The sequence below is a fragment of the Microvirga ossetica genome (genome assembly GCF_002741015.1).
GTDB lineage: Bacteria > Pseudomonadota > Alphaproteobacteria > Rhizobiales > Beijerinckiaceae > Microvirga > Microvirga ossetica.
In genome coordinates this window covers 1,254,981-1,269,973 of sequence record NZ_CP016616.1, presented here as the reverse complement: position 1 = coordinate 1,269,973, position 14,993 = coordinate 1,254,981, and the positions used below count along the sequence as shown (strand labels likewise).

General features: G+C 65.3%; 15 protein-coding genes. 8 read left to right on the top strand and 7 right to left on the bottom strand.

What is annotated here, in order from left to right:
* Positions 1-137: 137 nt before the first annotated feature.
* Both BB934_RS05945 and BB934_RS05940 read left to right on the top strand, forming a co-directional pair.
* A complete protein-coding gene (locus BB934_RS05945; RefSeq protein WP_099508806.1) occupies positions 138-629 on the top strand; it encodes a glycosyltransferase family 2 protein in 492 nt (163 codons plus the stop codon).
* A gap of 9 nt (positions 630-638) precedes the next feature.
* On the top strand, positions 639-1,400 hold the full coding sequence (locus BB934_RS05940; protein ID WP_099508805.1) for a hypothetical protein: 762 nt from the start codon (positions 639-641) through the stop codon (positions 1,398-1,400).
* Position 1,401: 1 nt separating this feature from the next.
* Here BB934_RS05940 and moaB read toward each other — a convergent pair whose 3' ends face one another.
* The 4 genes from moaB to BB934_RS05920 all read right to left on the bottom strand — a co-directional run bounded on the left by moaB (position 1,402) and on the right by BB934_RS05920 (position 4,737).
* A complete protein-coding gene (gene moaB / locus BB934_RS05935; protein WP_099508804.1) occupies positions 1,402-1,956 on the bottom strand; it encodes a molybdenum cofactor biosynthesis protein B in 555 nt (184 codons plus the stop codon).
* Between the two features lie 297 nt (positions 1,957-2,253).
* Positions 2,254-3,123: a KPN_02809 family neutral zinc metallopeptidase gene (gene ypfJ / locus BB934_RS05930; RefSeq protein WP_099508803.1), complete on the bottom strand. Its 870-nt coding sequence runs from the start codon at positions 3,121-3,123 to the stop codon at positions 2,254-2,256.
* Between the two features lie 89 nt (positions 3,124-3,212).
* A complete protein-coding gene (locus tag BB934_RS05925) occupies positions 3,213-4,046 on the bottom strand; it encodes a uracil-DNA glycosylase (RefSeq protein WP_099512651.1) in 834 nt (277 codons plus the stop codon).
* Positions 4,047-4,173: 127 nt separating this feature from the next.
* Entirely contained in the window at positions 4,174-4,737 is a 564-nt protein-coding gene (locus BB934_RS05920) for a methylated-DNA--[protein]-cysteine S-methyltransferase (protein ID WP_099508802.1), read from the bottom strand.
* A gap of 267 nt (positions 4,738-5,004) precedes the next feature.
* Here BB934_RS05920 and BB934_RS05915 point away from each other — a divergent pair, with 267 nt between their 5' ends.
* The 3 genes from BB934_RS05915 (at position 5,005) to BB934_RS05905 (ending at position 9,978) form a co-directional block, all read left to right on the top strand.
* Positions 5,005-6,669 (top strand): electron transfer flavoprotein-ubiquinone oxidoreductase, encoded by a 1,665-nt coding sequence (locus BB934_RS05915; RefSeq protein ID WP_099508801.1) that lies wholly within the window; start codon positions 5,005-5,007, stop codon positions 6,667-6,669.
* Between the two features lie 320 nt (positions 6,670-6,989).
* On the top strand, positions 6,990-8,777 hold the full coding sequence (locus BB934_RS05910) for a tetratricopeptide repeat protein (protein WP_099508800.1): 1,788 nt from the start codon (positions 6,990-6,992) through the stop codon (positions 8,775-8,777).
* A 328-nt stretch (positions 8,778-9,105) separates the two neighbouring features.
* Positions 9,106-9,978 (top strand): 4-(cytidine 5'-diphospho)-2-C-methyl-D-erythritol kinase, encoded by an 873-nt coding sequence (locus BB934_RS05905; RefSeq protein ID WP_099508799.1) that lies wholly within the window; start codon positions 9,106-9,108, stop codon positions 9,976-9,978.
* A 179-nt stretch (positions 9,979-10,157) separates the two neighbouring features.
* On the opposite strand, the gene BB934_RS05900 is transcribed toward BB934_RS05905, so the two are convergent.
* Positions 10,158-10,958, bottom strand: a complete 801-nt coding sequence (locus BB934_RS05900) for a MetQ/NlpA family ABC transporter substrate-binding protein (protein WP_099508798.1) — start codon at positions 10,956-10,958, stop codon at positions 10,158-10,160.
* 341 nt (positions 10,959-11,299) lie between these two features.
* A complete protein-coding gene (locus BB934_RS05895; RefSeq protein WP_099512650.1) occupies positions 11,300-12,319 on the bottom strand; it encodes a polyprenyl synthetase family protein in 1,020 nt (339 codons plus the stop codon).
* Positions 12,320-12,427: 108 nt separating this feature from the next.
* On the opposite strand from BB934_RS05895, the gene BB934_RS05890 reads away from it, so the two are divergent.
* Together BB934_RS05890 and BB934_RS05885 are read left to right on the top strand one after the other, a co-directional pair.
* Complete coding sequence (locus tag BB934_RS05890; protein WP_099512649.1) at positions 12,428-12,652, top strand: putative signal transducing protein; 225 nt, start codon at positions 12,428-12,430, stop codon at positions 12,650-12,652.
* Positions 12,645-13,385: a tRNA1(Val) (adenine(37)-N6)-methyltransferase gene (locus tag BB934_RS05885; protein WP_099508797.1), complete on the top strand. Its 741-nt coding sequence runs from the start codon at positions 12,645-12,647 to the stop codon at positions 13,383-13,385. Before BB934_RS05890 ends, BB934_RS05885 begins: the two co-directional genes overlap by 8 nt.
* Positions 13,386-13,417: 32 nt before the next feature.
* Here the strand turns inward: BB934_RS05885 and BB934_RS05880 are convergent, their stop codons facing one another.
* Positions 13,418-13,756 carry a hypothetical protein gene (locus BB934_RS05880; RefSeq protein ID WP_099508796.1) on the bottom strand — a complete coding sequence of 113 codons (339 nt, stop codon included), beginning with the start codon at positions 13,754-13,756 and terminating at the stop codon, positions 13,418-13,420.
* A gap of 164 nt (positions 13,757-13,920) precedes the next feature.
* Between BB934_RS05880 and BB934_RS05875 the strand changes: the two genes are divergently transcribed.
* Complete coding sequence (locus BB934_RS05875) at positions 13,921-14,808, top strand: S49 family peptidase (protein ID WP_237050199.1); 888 nt, start codon at positions 13,921-13,923, stop codon at positions 14,806-14,808.
* The last annotated feature ends 185 nt before the right edge of the window (positions 14,809-14,993 follow it).

Below are 14,993 nucleotides of genomic sequence, written 5' to 3'. Positions count from 1 at the left end.
CGGGCGGACATGGCGGCCTCGAACGAATCCGGCATCGGGAACTTTCGAATTCTAAGAACAAATCAGGAACAAAATCAAGATGCGGGAGGCAAGAATGTCCTAGCGACGAAGGCATTCGGAGGAGCTATAGTGTTCACATGATTACCGTTCTCGTTCGCGTCACGCATGGACCCGAGGCCCTGGCTGCCACCTTGAGCGCCCTCGTTCCGGCCGTCGCCGCCGGGCTGATCGGCGACGCCGTCATCCTGGCGGACAAGCCGGATGACATCCTGGAGCAGGTGGCGGATGCCGCCGGCGCGACCCTCGTCGTGGCGCCGGGCGCATCCTGGACGGAAGGCGCGAAGGACGCGCGGCGCGACTGGCTGTTGTGCCTCGATGACGGCGATATCCCGCAGGAGGGCTGGATCCGCGTGCTCGACCGGTTCGTCGCCCTCTCCCAGCCCGAGCGCGGGCTGGCGCGGATGCGGCGGCCGCGCGGCGGCGCGATCGGAACGCTCCTGAACCTGTTCGGATCCTCATCCGTCCGCGGCGGAGACCTCGTCCATCGCCGCGTCCTCATGAACGAGACGAAGCCGCGCACGCCGGTACGCCTTGCCGCGACCGTCGAGCGCGATCCGGTTTTCCGTTAAGAACCAGCAATGCCTCCCTCATCTCCGACAATCGTCTTCTGTCCGGACGCGGAGCTCGGCTACGAGCGCAGCCGGACCCGTTTCGGGACCGGGGAGGGGCTCGCCCTCGACGAGACCTATCGGCTCGCGCACCTGCCCCTGGTGGCGCCGGGCCACCCGAGCGTAATCGAGAGTCGCGAGGGCACATCGTATGTCATGGGCCGGCACGAGCGGGTGTTCTCGCTCGTGCTGCCAGTTTTCAGCGATCTTTTGCAGCAATCGCCAGCCTACCGCGATCTGGACGCGGCGATGCGAGCATCGCCTTTTGCCGGCAAGATCGCCTGGGACCTGCTGGACAGGCGCAGGGACAAGCTGCATGCGACGATCTGCGGTTCGCTCTCGACGGGCACGCCGCCGGTGCTCGATGAGGACAAGCGGCGTGCCTTGACCGAGCTCGGACCGATCACTGTCGAGCTGCGCGGGCTGTTTTCCGGAAACGTGAATCGCGGCCGTCTGTATCTTCGAGCCTATCCGGAATGCCGGAACGGCGAGAACGTCTTCCGGCGGATCCAGCGCAGCCTGGGCTGCCGCGAGACCGATCTTTATGTGGTCGGCCTCTACAACATGACGGACGATCTCGATGCGGCCGAGACGGCAGCGCTGGCCGCGCTGATCGACAAGTGGTGGGACCGGACGATCCTGCGGTTCGAGATCGATCGCCTCTGGCTCCTGGGCGCCAGCGACGACCTGGTTCTGGATTCCGCGATTGAGGAGAGCGTTTCGCTCGTGTAAGTCAGGCCTTCAGCTTGCCCCGCTTCAGGTGCTCGTCGAGGCGCGGCATGATCTCGACGAAATTGCACGGCCGGTGCCGGTAATCGAGCTGGTTCGCCAGAATGCCGTCCCAGGCATCCTTGCAGGCGCCGGGGGAGCCCGGCAGCACGAAGACGAAGGTCGTGCCGGCGACGCCGGCGGTCGCCCGCGACTGGATCGTCGAGGTGCCGATCTTGTCGTAGGAAATGCGGTGGAAGATGGCGGAAAAGCCCTCCATCCGCTTGTCGAACAGGGGCTCGATGGCCTCGGGCGTCACGTCGCGGCCGGTAAAGCCCGTGCCGCCGGTGGTGATGACCACATCGACCTCGGGGTCTGCGATCCAGCCCTGCACCCTGCCGCGGATCGCGTCGATGTCGTCCGGCACGATGGCGCGGTCGGCAAGCTTATGCCCCGCCTTCGTCAGCCGCTCGGCCAGCGTGGCGCCCGATTTGTCCTCCTCCAGCAAGCGCGTATCGGAGATCGTCAGCACGGCGATGCTGAGCGGGATGAACGGGAGGATATCGTCGATGCCGGGCATGGGGAGGCTCTGGAATACGCGACATTCATTTAGCGCAGGAAGAGGGGTGGTTCCACATGTGTCATCTTGGACGGCGCGTAAGCAGAGATCCGGGATGGTGTGACGAGTGTGGCGCTATTCCCCTCCCTCCTTGTGGGGGAGGGCCAGGGAGGGGGTGTGAGCACCAACCTCTCAGAACGAAACGCCCGCACCCCCCTCTCCAGCTCTCCCCCACAAGGGGGAGAGGGCTTGTGCGTTTCGCTTGTTAAACGATCCCGGATCGGCTTCGCCGTCCGGGATGACGCTCGTCCCTTACCGTTAAAGCCGGCTTGCCCGGAACGTGTCGCAGGCTTGGATCTGGCCGGTCTTCAGCCCGGTGGTGAGCCAGCGCGTGCGCTGCTCCGAAGAACCATGGGTGAAGCTGTCGGGCATCACCCGCCCCTGGCTCTGCTTCTGCAGTCGGTCGTCGCCGATGGCCGACGCAGCCTGGATCGCTTCCTCGATGTCGCCTGGCTCGAGCGACTTCCAGCGCTGATCGGAATGGTGCGCCCAGACGCCCGCGAGGCAATCCGCCATCAGCTCGACGCGGACGGAGAGCTGATTGGCCTCCGCCTGTCCGACCTGACGCTGGCGCTCCTGGACGCGGGGCAGGATGCCGAGCTGGTTCTCCACATGGTGTCCGACCTCGTGGGCGAGCACATAGGCATAGGCGAAGTCGCCGCCGGCGCGGAACCGGCGCTGCATCTCCTGGAAGAAGGAGAGGTCGATATAGACCGTCTGGTCGAGCGGGCAGTAGAACGGCCCCATGGCCGATTGCGCGCCGCCGCAGCCGGAGCGGGTGGCGTCCGAGAACAGCACGAGCTTCGGCGGATTGTACTGGATGTTGACCTGCTTCGGCAGAACATCCTTCCACACGTCTTCCGTATTGCCGAGAATTGCGGAAGCAAAGCGCCCCATCTCGTCCTGAGGCGCACCTTGGCGGCCCTGCTGCTGCTGCTGCTCGTACCCCGAGCCGCCGCTCATCATCTCGGCGCCGCCGATCAGGATGCGGGGATCGATGCCGAGGGCCCAGCCGATGAGGCCGAGAATGACGATGGTGCCGATCCCGAGCCCGCCCGCGCCTCCGGGCAAACCCATGCCACGACGGTCTTCCACGTTCGACGAGGTTCGAAAGTCTTCCCAGCGCATGTTCCACCTTCCGGCAGCGGCATCCGTCACCGCAGATGCTTAAGGCTTAAGCATATGAACCGGTTCCGGAACGGCTCCGGAAGAGCGCCTCATTCCCTGCCGTCGAGAGCCCGCCGCAGCGCCTGGAAATCCCGCCAGCCGAGCCGCTTCTGCAGGGGCTGTCGCAAGAGATAGGCGGGATGCAGGGTCGGCAGCGCGCGGATCTCGCGTCCGTCCTCGGTCTTGTAATGATACCAGCGTCCACGGGACCGGAGAATGCCGTCCTTGATGCCCAAGAGGTTCTGGGCGGCTGGACCGCCGAGGCAGAGGACGAATTCCGGGCTCGCCAGCTCGATCTGCCGCGCGATGAACGGCTTGCAGATCGCCACCTCCTGCGGCGTCGGCGTGCGGTTGCCCGGCGGGCGCCAAGGCACGATGTTGGCGACGTAGACGTCCGAACGGTCGAGCCCGATGGTGGCGAGCATCCGGTCGAGCAGCTGGCCGGAGCGGCCCATGAAGGGCTTGCCGATCCGGTCCTCGTCGGCGCCGGGCGCTTCGCCCACCAGCATCACGCGGCCCTCCGGATTGCCGTCCGCGAAGGCCAGATTCTTGGCCGAGAATTTCAGGGTGCAGCCGTCGAAGCCGGCCAGGATCGCCTCGAGCTCCGCCAGGGACCCAGCATGGCGCGCCTGCTCGCGGGCCATGTTCGCCACCTCTTCCGGCGCGCCCGCGGCCGCCTTGGGCAGGGCGCGGGGAGAGGGAGCGGAGGCGGGGGAGGCTTTGGACGCGGAAGCCTGAGCCGGAGCCTTGGCCGGCGCGCGCTCGGCCTTGGGTTCGGCGAAGCGGTTGTGCGGGGTCTCATCGAGCGCGAGATCCACGCCCGCCTCGACATGGAAGTCAAGCAGCGCCTGGAGAGCATCGCGGTCGGAAGGGAGATCCTGCATGGAGTCTATGTAAGCATCCGGATGGATGTGGACAACTGAAGCCTGCAGGAGAACCGACGGATCTGCTCTCGGAATTTGGCTCATTCTCCCTCCCCACAAGGGGAGGAGGGCTTCGGGGAGCCTGACCTCACGAAATCAAATCGAAAAGGGTCGGGCTTTCGTCGCGCCTTGCGTCTTCGATGGCAAGCAGCCGGCGCTTGGTCGTGGTGCCGCCATGGGCCGAGAAGCCTCCAAGCTTGCCGCCCGCCGCCACGACCCGGTGGCATGGGACGATGATGGCGAATGGGTTGCGCCCGAGAGCCTGGCCGATCGCCCGGGCATTGTCGGTCCCGAGCCGGGATGCGATCTCGCCGTAGGTCAGCACGCGGCCCGGCGGAATGCCGCGGGCAATCTCGTAGACGCGGCGGTCGAAGTCCGGCACGCCCTCCATGTCCAGGGACACTGCGGACAGATCGCGCGCTTCGCCCTGCAGCAGAGCCGTCACGTCGGCGACGACGCCCTGGATGTCCGGCGGGGGAGTGGCTTCGACGATGCCGGGAAAGCGTCTGGCGATGCGGCCGTGCATCCTGGATAGATCGTCCTCGGGAAGCTGAAATCCGATGATTCCGCGCTCGTTCCAAGCCAGCCCGCAGAGGCCGATGGATGTCTCGAAAAGCGTGTAGGACGCGGCGTGATTGGGATGCTGCGGCATGCTTCTTTTTAGACCTCTCGGACCTGCAGAACAACTTGGGATGGTGTTATCCATCGGCTGATCGCCTTATGCGACCCGATCCCTGCTTCGCGACCTGACTGCGATAATTGAGTTTCCGTATGACCTTATGCGGAAACGGAACTTTCGGCTCCGCCGTAATGCGGCTAGGAGAGGTGCTTGGTTAGAACGACTTGAGAAATCGGACAGATGGTTCATATGTAAACTATCTGTCATTTATGGCGTTGAACTGCGTACCAGGAGGAAGCCATGTCCGATCTGCCCGCTCGTGAATCGATGGAGTTCGACGTCGTCGTCGTGGGCGCGGGTCCCGCAGGCCTGGCCACCGCAATCCGCCTCAAGCAGAAGGCGGCCGAGGCGGGAACGGAGATCTCCGTGGTCGTGGTCGAGAAAGGCTCGGAGGTCGGCGCCCACATCCTCTCCGGCGCGGTGATCGACCCGATCGGCCTCGACGGCCTGCTGCCGGAATGGCGCTCCGATCCCGACCGGCCGCTCAAGACGGAAGTCACGGCCGACGAGTTCATGTATCTGGGACACGCCGGCGGCGTGAAGATGCCCAACCTGTTCATGCCCAAGCTCATGAACAACCACGGCAATTTCGTCGGCTCGCTCGGCAACGTCGCCCGCTATCTCGGCCGCAAGGCGGAAGAGCTCGGCGTCGAGATCTATCCCGGCTTCCCGGCGTCAGAGGTGCTGGTCGAGGACGGCAAGGTGGTCGGCGTCGCCACCGGCGATATGGGCATCAGCCGCGACGGCGAGCCCAACGCCAACTTCACCCGCGGCATGGAGCTGCGCGCCAAGTATACGATCTTCGGCGAAGGAGCGCGCGGCTCGCTCACCAAGCAGATGGTCGAGCGTTTCGGCCTGAACCAGGGCCGCGACCACCAGAAATACGGCATCGGCATCAAGGAGCTGTGGCAGGTCAAGCCGGAGCACTTCCGGCCCGGCCTCGTGCGCCATTCCATGGGCTGGCCGCTGCCCAACAATGCCGGCGGCGGCTCCTGGCTCTACCATTTCGAAGACAATCTGGTCTCGGTCGGCTTCGTGGTTCATCTCAACTACAAGAACCCGACCTTGTCGCCCTTCGACGAGTTCCAGCGCTTCAAGACGCATCCGATGGTGCGCGACGTGTTCGAGGGCGGAAAGCGCATCGGCTACGGCGCGCGGGCGATCATGGAGGGCGGCTGGCAATCGGTGCCGCGCCTGTCGTTCCCCGGCGGCTGCCTTGTGGGCGACTCGGCCGGCTTCGTGAACGTGCCGCGCATCAAGGGCAGCCACAACGCCATCCTGTCGGGCATGCTGTGCGCCGATTACGTCTTCGCCGCCCTGCAGGCGGGGCGGGCCAACGACGAGGTCTCGGCCTACGAGGAATCCTGGCGTGCCTCGCCCATCGGCTACGATCTGAAGCGGGTGCGCAACGTGAAGCCGCTCTGGTCGCGCTACGGCACGGCGGCGGGCGTGGCGCTCGGGGGCCTCGACATGTGGCTGACCGAGATCTTCAACTGGTCGCCCTTCGGCACCATGAAGCACGGCAAGCCGGACTATGCCTGCACGCTGCCGCTCGATCAGGTGACCCCGATCAAGTACGACCGGCCCGACGGCGTGCTCACCTTCGACAAGCTGTCCTCGGTGTTCCTGTCGAACACCAACCACGAGGAGGACCAGCCGGTCCATCTCAAGGTGAAGGACATGGGCCTGCAGAAGGCGTCCGAGCACGATGTCTATGGCGGCCCCTCGCAGCGCTACTGCCCAGCCGGCGTCTATGAATGGGTCGAGGGCGAGGGGGGTGTTCGCTACCAAATCAACGCCCAGAACTGCGTCCACTGCAAGACCTGCGACATCAAGGACCCGAACCAGAACATCAACTGGGTCACGCCGGAAGGCGGCGGCGGACCGAATTATGTGAATATGTGAGGCTATTATCCCTCCCCCTTGCGGGGAGGGGTAGGGGTAGGGGTAGGGGTAGGGGTAGGGGTGGAACGACCGGGTGAGTCCGCCAGCCGGGACGCGTTGTAGAGGTGTTCGGGCAGTCCGAATATCACGCTGGGCTCCGACTTTGCGACCCCCACCCTCGATCCCTCCCCGCAAGGGGGAGGGAAGAAGCGTCCCTCACGCGCCTTTTACACCCCAGCGGCAATTGTCCCCTTGCGGCTGCCGGAGGGAGACGCCATTCTCCGGCCTGATTTGACGCACATCTCCAACCTTAAGATGTTGCGATACTGGAGCCGCGCTTCGTGCCCATTTTGAAACTGCCTTCGGCCCGCAAGGGCCTGCCTGCACTGCTGCTCATGACCGCCAGCCTCCTGGCGGTCCCGGCAGTCGCCAACACGGCCGAGGACGAGATGCTGAGGCCCGCCCAGAGCCTCGAAGGCAATTTCCTGTCGGCCTATGTGGCGGGCTCCGCGCGGGACACAGAGGCTGCGACGATCTTCTTCCGCGAGGCGATCCAGGAGGATCCCCGCAATCAGGAGCTTCTGGAGCGCGCCTTCGTCGCCTTCCTCGCCAACGGCTCCATGACCGAGGCCATCCGTGCGGCCGAGCGCCTTTCGGTGCAGGATCCGTCGAACAACCTGGCGCAGTTCGCCCTCGCGGTCCGCTCCCTGAAGGGGCAGAAATACGCCGATGCCCGCACCCGCCTCTCGAAAGGCATGCGCGGCCGCCAGGCGGACCTCACGGCCACGCTTCTGACCGCCTGGACCTATGCCGGCTCCAAGGACGGCAAGCAGGCGCTCGCCACCGTCGACAAGCTCAAGAACGAGCGCGCCTTCGACCAATTCCGCGAATACCACGCCGCCCTCATCGCCGATGTGGTGGGCAACTCCACTGAAGCCGAGAAGCGCTTCAAGGCCGCTTATGAGGGCGAGCGCAACACGCTCCAGGTGGTCGATGCCTATGGCCGCTTCCTGGCCAAGCGCGGCCGCAAGGACGAGGCCCTGAAGATCTACAAGGCTTTCGACGACGTCGCCCCGCGCCATCCCGTCGTTCGCTCCGCCATGAAGGCGCTGGAGGAGGACAAGCCGCTCCCGCCGCTCGTCACCAATGCGCAGGACGGAGCGGCCGAGCTGCTCTACGGCCTCGGCGTCGTCGGCAACACCCAAGGGGACGAGCTGACGGCGATCATCTACCTGCGCCTCGGCCTCGACCTGAAGGGCGATCATCCGCTCGCCCTCGTCACCCTCGGCGACGTCTACGAGCGCCTGAAGCAATACGACAAGGCCAACGCGATCTTCGAGCGCATCCCCAAGGATTCGCCCGTGCGGCCGAGCGCCGATATCTCCATCGGCCATAATTTCGAGCTGATGGGGCGCGGCGACGACGCCATCGCCCATCTCGAGACGCTCATGAAGCAGCGCCCGGACGATGTCGAGGTCGTCATGGCGCTCGGTAACGTGCAGCGCTCGCGCAAGAAGTTCGCCGAGGCCGCCGAGACCTACGACAAGGCCATCAAACTGATCGGCCAGCCCGAGCGCGGCCATTGGATCCTCTATTTCTACCGCGGCACGTCCTATGAGCGCGCCAAGCAGTGGGACAAGGCGGAGGCCGATCTGAAGAAGGCCCTCGAACTCGTCCCAGAGGGACTGCCGGCCGGCCGGGCGCAGGTGATGAACTACCTCGCCTATTCCTGGGTCGACCAGAACATGAACATCGACGAGGCCTTCAAGATGCTCACGAAGGCCGTGGAGCTCGCGCCCCGCGACGGCATGATCATCGACTCGCTCGGCTGGGCCTATTTCCGCATGGGCCGCTACGACGACGCCGCGCGCGAACTGGAAAAGGCCGTCGAGCTGAAGCCGGGCGATCCGACCATCAACGATCACCTGGGCGATGCCTATTGGAAGGTCGGCCGCAAGGTCGAGGCGAAGTTCCAATGGGACCACGCCAAGACCTCGGATCCGGAGCACGAAGAGCTGGTGAAGATCCTCAAGAAGATCGACAACGGCCTGGAAGAGGATCCGAAGCCGGCCGCCGCCGAGAACGCGCCCGCTCCCCCGCCGGAGGCGCCGAAGCACAACGGCGGGTAGGACACGCTGCTCTCAGCATAATGGCCGGGCTCGTCCCGGCCATTTTCGTTGTCGGGACCAGTTTCAAAAACCTGAGCCCTCTTCCTGAGTTTGGCTCGAAAGGGTTTCTGACCCTCAAGCCCTCATCCTGAGGGGATTGCGCCAGCAATCTGTCTCGAAGGACGAGGGCGTCTCCAGTGTGCTCTGGAGGCTCCTTCGAGACGCCACTTCGTGGCTCCTCAGGATGAGGCGAGAGTTTTACGAGTCAGCTTCTCAGGACGAGGTTCGAGTAGGGGAGCTTGATACGGCAGCTCTTCCCATCCGCCCCGCGCTCGGGCATGGAAGCGCCATGCCGCAGCCGCTTGCCACCCGGGCTCCCGCCAAGATCAACCTGACGCTCCATGTGCTCGGGCGGCGGGCGGACGGCTATCACGAGCTGGAAAGCCTCGTCGCCTTCGCCGGCACGGGGGACGACCTGCGGCTCGAGCCCGGCTCGGATCTGGCTCTGACCATCGAAGGGCCGACGGCGCCTTTGGCCGGAAGCGACGCCGACAACCTCGTCCTGAAAGCCGCCCGTCTTCTGATGGAGCGCGTGGAGGGGTTGAAGGTCGGCACCTTCCATCTGACCAAGCGCCTGCCCGTTGCAGCCGGGATCGGCGGCGGGTCCTCGGATGCCGCCGCGGCTCTGCGCCTGCTCGCCCGCCTCAACGGGTTGCCGCTGTCTCATGCCGGCATGCGTGAAGCAGCGCGCCTGACCGGCGCCGATGTGCCCGTCTGCCTGGAGCCGACAGCCCGGATGATGCGCGGCGTGGGGGAGGCGGTGGGACCTGCGCTCGACCTGCCGCGCCTGTTCGCGGTGCTGGTCAATCCGCACGTTCCGGTCGAGACGCCCGCCGTGTTCAGGACGCTGAATCTGCAGCCGGGGCAGGAGCTGTTTGACGTCGCTCATCCGGTGCTTGAGACACCGTCCGCGCAACAGCTACTCGCGGCGCTGAAGGCTGCCCGCAACGATCTCGAACCGCCCGCTCTCACATTGCTGCCGCAGATCGGCGACGCGCTCGCTCTGCTACGGGCGACATCCGGCTGCCGCCTGGCGCGCATGTCAGGCTCGGGCGCCACGGTGTTCGGGCTCTACGACGATTGCACGGTGGCCGCCGAGGCCGGAAAGCAGGTCCGGCGCGAGCGGCCGGATTGGTGGGTGAAGGCGACAAGCCTTCGGTAGGGCCGGCGCGTTTCCCTCCCCCTTACGGGGAGGGATGAAGGGTGGGGGTCGCGAAGTCGGAGCACTGCGCTTCATCGACGAAACGCCAAAGTGATTACAGCATCACATGGCAAGCGATCACCCAGTCGCCGCACCCCACCCCTGCCCCTCCCCGCAAGGGGGAGGGGAGAAGAGGCCATTTACCACGCCGGGATGATCGCGCCCTTGAAGCGCTCTTCCAGGAATTTCGCGACGTCCGGAGACTGATAGGATTCCACGAAGATCTTGATCTCGGGACGGTCGTCGCCCTGACGGGCGGCGACGAAGTTGGCGTAAGGATTGCCCTCGCGCTTTTCGATTGCGATCGTGTCCTTGCGGATGTCGAGGCCGGCATTGAGGGCGTGGTCGGTGTTGATCACGGCGGCATCGAGATCGGGCAGGGCGCGGGGTAGCTGCGCCGCATCGAGTTCCGAGAACTTCAAGCCCTTCGGATTCTCGGCGATGTCGAGCAGGCTCGGCGACAATCCCTGGCCGTCCTTGATCTTGATCAAGCCTTGAGCGGCAAGCAGGTTGAGCGCGCGGCCGCCGTTGCTCGGATCGTTCGGGATGCCGATCTTCGCATTCTTCGGCAGGTCGGCGACGGATTTCACCTTGCTCGAATAGAGGCCGATGGGCTGCACGAAAGTGAAGCCGACTGGCACGATCCTGTAGCCGCGGGCCGCGATCTGCGCGTCGAGATAGGGCTTGTGCTGGAAGGCGTTGACGTCGAGGTCCTTGCGCTCCAGCGCCTCGTTGACGAGGGCGTAGTCGGAGAAGGGCACGAGCTCGACGTTCAGGCCCTTGCTGGCCGCGACCTTCTTCACGACCTGCGCCACCTCTTCCTCGGCGCCGGCCATGACGCCGACCTTGATGCTCTTCTGCTGAGCAAAAACCGGCAGTGCAGCGACGGCGCCGAGTGCGACGGTGGCGGACAACAGGGTACGGCGGGTGAAAACGGACATGGGAGGTCTCTTTCAGACAAAGTTCGCCGCGGCTTCAATTCGAAGCCGGACAGGTTGTTCGAGCGGTTTGGGAGATTTCAGGCCGCGATGCGACGACAGCGCTCAGCCGGGAAGTGCTGATGGGAAGGCATGAAAAGGCGCGTCATAGCCATCGATCCTCGTGAACCACGAGGCAAGATTCGCCCGCGGCGCTTTAGCTTTTGATCACGCGGGGCAAGCTGCTCGTCTCAAATCACCGCGGCCATGAGGTGGTGAATGCCGCCTCACGACAACATTGGTTTTACCGCGGCAGGATTTTCTGTCAACCGTTTCGTTCTGTAAAAAGAACAGGCCTGCTATGCTCAATGCGCCCGGGCGATGCAGAACTCGACCGCATCGAGAAGCGCTTGCTTCATCGGGCTCGACGGGAACAGGGCGAGCGCGTCGCGAGCCATGGCGCCGTAATGGCGGGCGCGCTCGACGGTGTCTTCGAGCGCCCGGTGGCGGCGCATGATGGCGATAGCCTGTTCGAGATCCGCATCCTCGATGTCGCCCTGTTCGAGCACCCGCTTCCAGAAGGCGCGTTCCTGGTCCGAGCCGCGCCGGAACGACAGGACGACGGGAAGGGTGATCTTCCCCTCGCGGAAATCGTCGCCGACGTTCTTGCCGAGCGTCGCAGCCTTGCCGCCGTAGTCGAGGGCGTCGTCGACGAGCTGGAAGGCGATGCCGAGATTCATGCCGTAGGAACGGCAGGCGGCCTGCTCGGCCTTGGGACGACCGGCGATCACGGGCCCGACCTCGCAGGCGGCGGCGAAGAGTTCCGCCGTCTTGCCGCGGATCACGGCGAGGTATTCGTCCTCGGTGGTTTCGGTGTTCTTGGCGGCGGCGAGCTGCATCACTTCGCCCTCGGCGATCACGGTCGCAGCGGCGGAAAGGATGTCCAGCGCCCGCAGCGAGCCCACCTCCACCATCATGCGGAAGGCCTGGCCGAGGAGGAAGTCGCCGACGAGCACGCTCGCCTCGTTGCCCCACTTGATTCGCGCGGCGATCTTGCCCCGGCGCATGTCGCTCTCGTCCACCACGTCGTCGTGGAGGAGGGTGGCGGTGTGCATGAACTCGACGGAGGCCGCGAGCCTCACATGCCCGTCGCCCTCGTAGCCGGAGAGACCGGCGGTGGCGAGCGTCAGCATGGGGCGCAAGCGTTTGCCGCCGGAAGAGATGAGGTGGTTCGCCACCTCGGGGATCATCGTGACATCCGAGCCCGTGCGCGACAGGATCATCGCATTGACCCGTTCCATATCGGAGGCCACAAGGGAGACGAGCTTCTCGATGCTCGCATTCTTCTCGGGATGCTTGTCTTCGAACGGAACGACGACGCCCACTGTCACTGCCCGGGTTGCCGGCCGGGATGGCCGGTAGGAATATGAACTGGCATGGCACTTTCCATGCTGCAAGGCAAACGCTTACCGCAAGGGAAGGATCTCAAGCCGATGGTCGAAATCGTCCGAACCAACGATCTCGTTCTGGTCGGCTTCCTACAATCCCTCCTGGAAAACGCCAATATCCCCGTTCTCGTCGCGGATGCGCATATGAACGCCCTCGAGGGCATGATCGGCGTCTTTCCGCGCCGGATCCTGGTGCCCGACGATCATCTGGCGCAGGCCCGTCGCCTGATCGCCGATGCAGGGCTCGAAGGCGAATTGCGTCATGCCTGAGGTCACCGAGGATCTGCTGCTCGGCGGGCGCGTTCGCCTGCACCAGCCTGCCAAGGGTCACCGCGCCGGCACCGATGCGGTGCTGCTGGCCGCCTCGGCTCCGGTAAGGCCCGGCGACGTGGTGATGGATGTGGGCGCGGCGACCGGGGCCGTCGGGCTGATGGTTGCGGAAAGGCAGCAGGACGCCCGCTTCGTGTTTGTGGAGCGCGACCCCGCGCTCGCCGAACTCTGCCGCCGAAACTGCCGGGACAACGATGTGACGGGAGAAGTCGCCGTTGCCGACGTGCTCGACAAAGCTTCGCGCCTTGCGGCAGGGCTGCAGCCCGAGAGCGCCGATCTCGTCCTCACCAACCCGCCCTTCCTGGAAGAGGGGCAGGCGCGAATCTCGCCGGACAAGGGCCGGGCGGCGGCCCATGCCCTGCCGGCCGGCGGCCTCGAATCGTGGTTGAAGGCCTGTGCGGGACTTCTCAAGCCGAAGGGGCGGCTGGTCCTGATCCATCGTGCGGACCGGGTCTCCGAATGCCTTAAAATCCTGGAGACATGGTTAGGAAGCCTCGAGATTCGCGTCGTGCATCCGGACGCCGACAGGCCGGCGATCCGCGTTCTGCTCTCCGGCGTCAAAGGCAGCCGGGCTCCGCTGGCCATCCTGCCGCCGCTGATCCTGAACGGGCCCGATGGGCGTTTCACGCCTCAGGCCGAGGCGCTGCACCAGGGCGAGGCAACCCTCATATGAAAGAGGGCGCCACGAGGCGCCCTCTCTTCAACTCAATAGCGGTAGCCGGGTCTGCCGCCCGTGCGGCAGACCTCGATCGGACGGCGCACCCAGCGATAGCCGTTCCAGGCCCGCCGGGACTCGACCCAGCAGCGGCGCACGGGGCGGACGGGGCGATAACCCCCATAGGGACGTCCGTAATAGGGGCGTCCGTAATAGGGGCGCCCGTACTGGACACGCACCGCCGGTGCCGGGCGGCCATAGCGATATTCGACCGCCGGGCCGCGATAGCCATAGCCGGGATAATAGGGCTGGGCAGCGGCCGGCTGCACCGAGAGGGCGCCGACGCCAAGGGCCGCAAAACCAAGAAGACCGAAGACGAGCTTACGCATTCTTTCTCTCCTCACCTCCGCCGATGGGCCGGAACGATCCGGCGTCATGACGGGGCTTTTCTCCATGGTGAGGGTTTAAATCATCCTAACTGAACGAAGCCCGACAATTTCCCTAACGATACGTTCATCTTGGGAAGCCGGGCCATACACCCTACATATCGATCATGGCTTCAACATCCGTTTCCTCCATGCTCCCCGCACGCCTGCAATTCCTCCTTCCAGGCAAGTTCCGCACCCACCATCCGTACCCGATCGTGCCGGTGGTGCGCCTGTCCGGCGCCATCGGCGCCGTGATGCCTTTCCGTCAGGGGCTCGCCATGGCGAACGTGGCGCCCCTGCTCGAGCGGGCCTTCTCGGTGCCCGGTGCGAAGGCGGTGGCGCTCGTCATCAACTCGCCGGGGGGATCTGCGGCGCAGTCGCATCTGATCTTCAAGCGCATCCGCGCCTTCGCGGAGGAGAAGAAGCTTCCCGTCATCGCCTTCGTGGAGGATGCGGCGGCCTCCGGCGGCTACATGATCGCCTGCGCGGCCGACGAGATCTATGCCGATCCCGCCTCCATCGTCGGCTCCATCGGCGTCGTCTCGGCGAGCTTCGGGTTCCATGAGCTGATCGAGCGCATCGGCGTCGAGCGCCGGGTGCATACGGCCGGCAAGAGCAAGGCGATGCTCGACCCGTTCCGGCCCGAGAACCCGGACGACGTGGTGCGCTTGAAGGGCCTCCAGCGCCGGATCCACGACGTCTTCGCCGAACTCGTCCGCGAGCGCCGGGGCGAGAAGCTCAACGATTCCTACGACGACCTCTTCTCGGGCGCCTTCTGGGTCGGGGCGGAAGCCCTCGATCTCGGCCTCATCGACGGCCTTGGCGACATCCGCACTATCCTGCGCCAGCGCTTCGGCGACAAGGTGCAGTTCCGCATGATCGAGCCGGCCCGCCCGCCGCTGCTCGGCCGCCTCCTCGGCAGACGGTCCCTCGGCCAGAGCAGCCTGATCGATCCCCACGAGATCGTCGGCGCCCTCGAGGAACGGGCCGCCTGGGCGCGGCTGGGGCTTTAGACGCTCTGTGGCTCTGGAAGTCCCCCGCTGTCATTCCGGGGCCGCGCAGCGGAGCCCGGAATCCATAGCCGCTGATATCCCAGGAAGAGGCACGACGCTGGTCGCCCTTTCCTAAGTGCGTTGTGTTTATGGATTCCGGGCTCCCCTTCGGCGCCCCGGAATGACAGCGCGGAGGTTGGGATTAC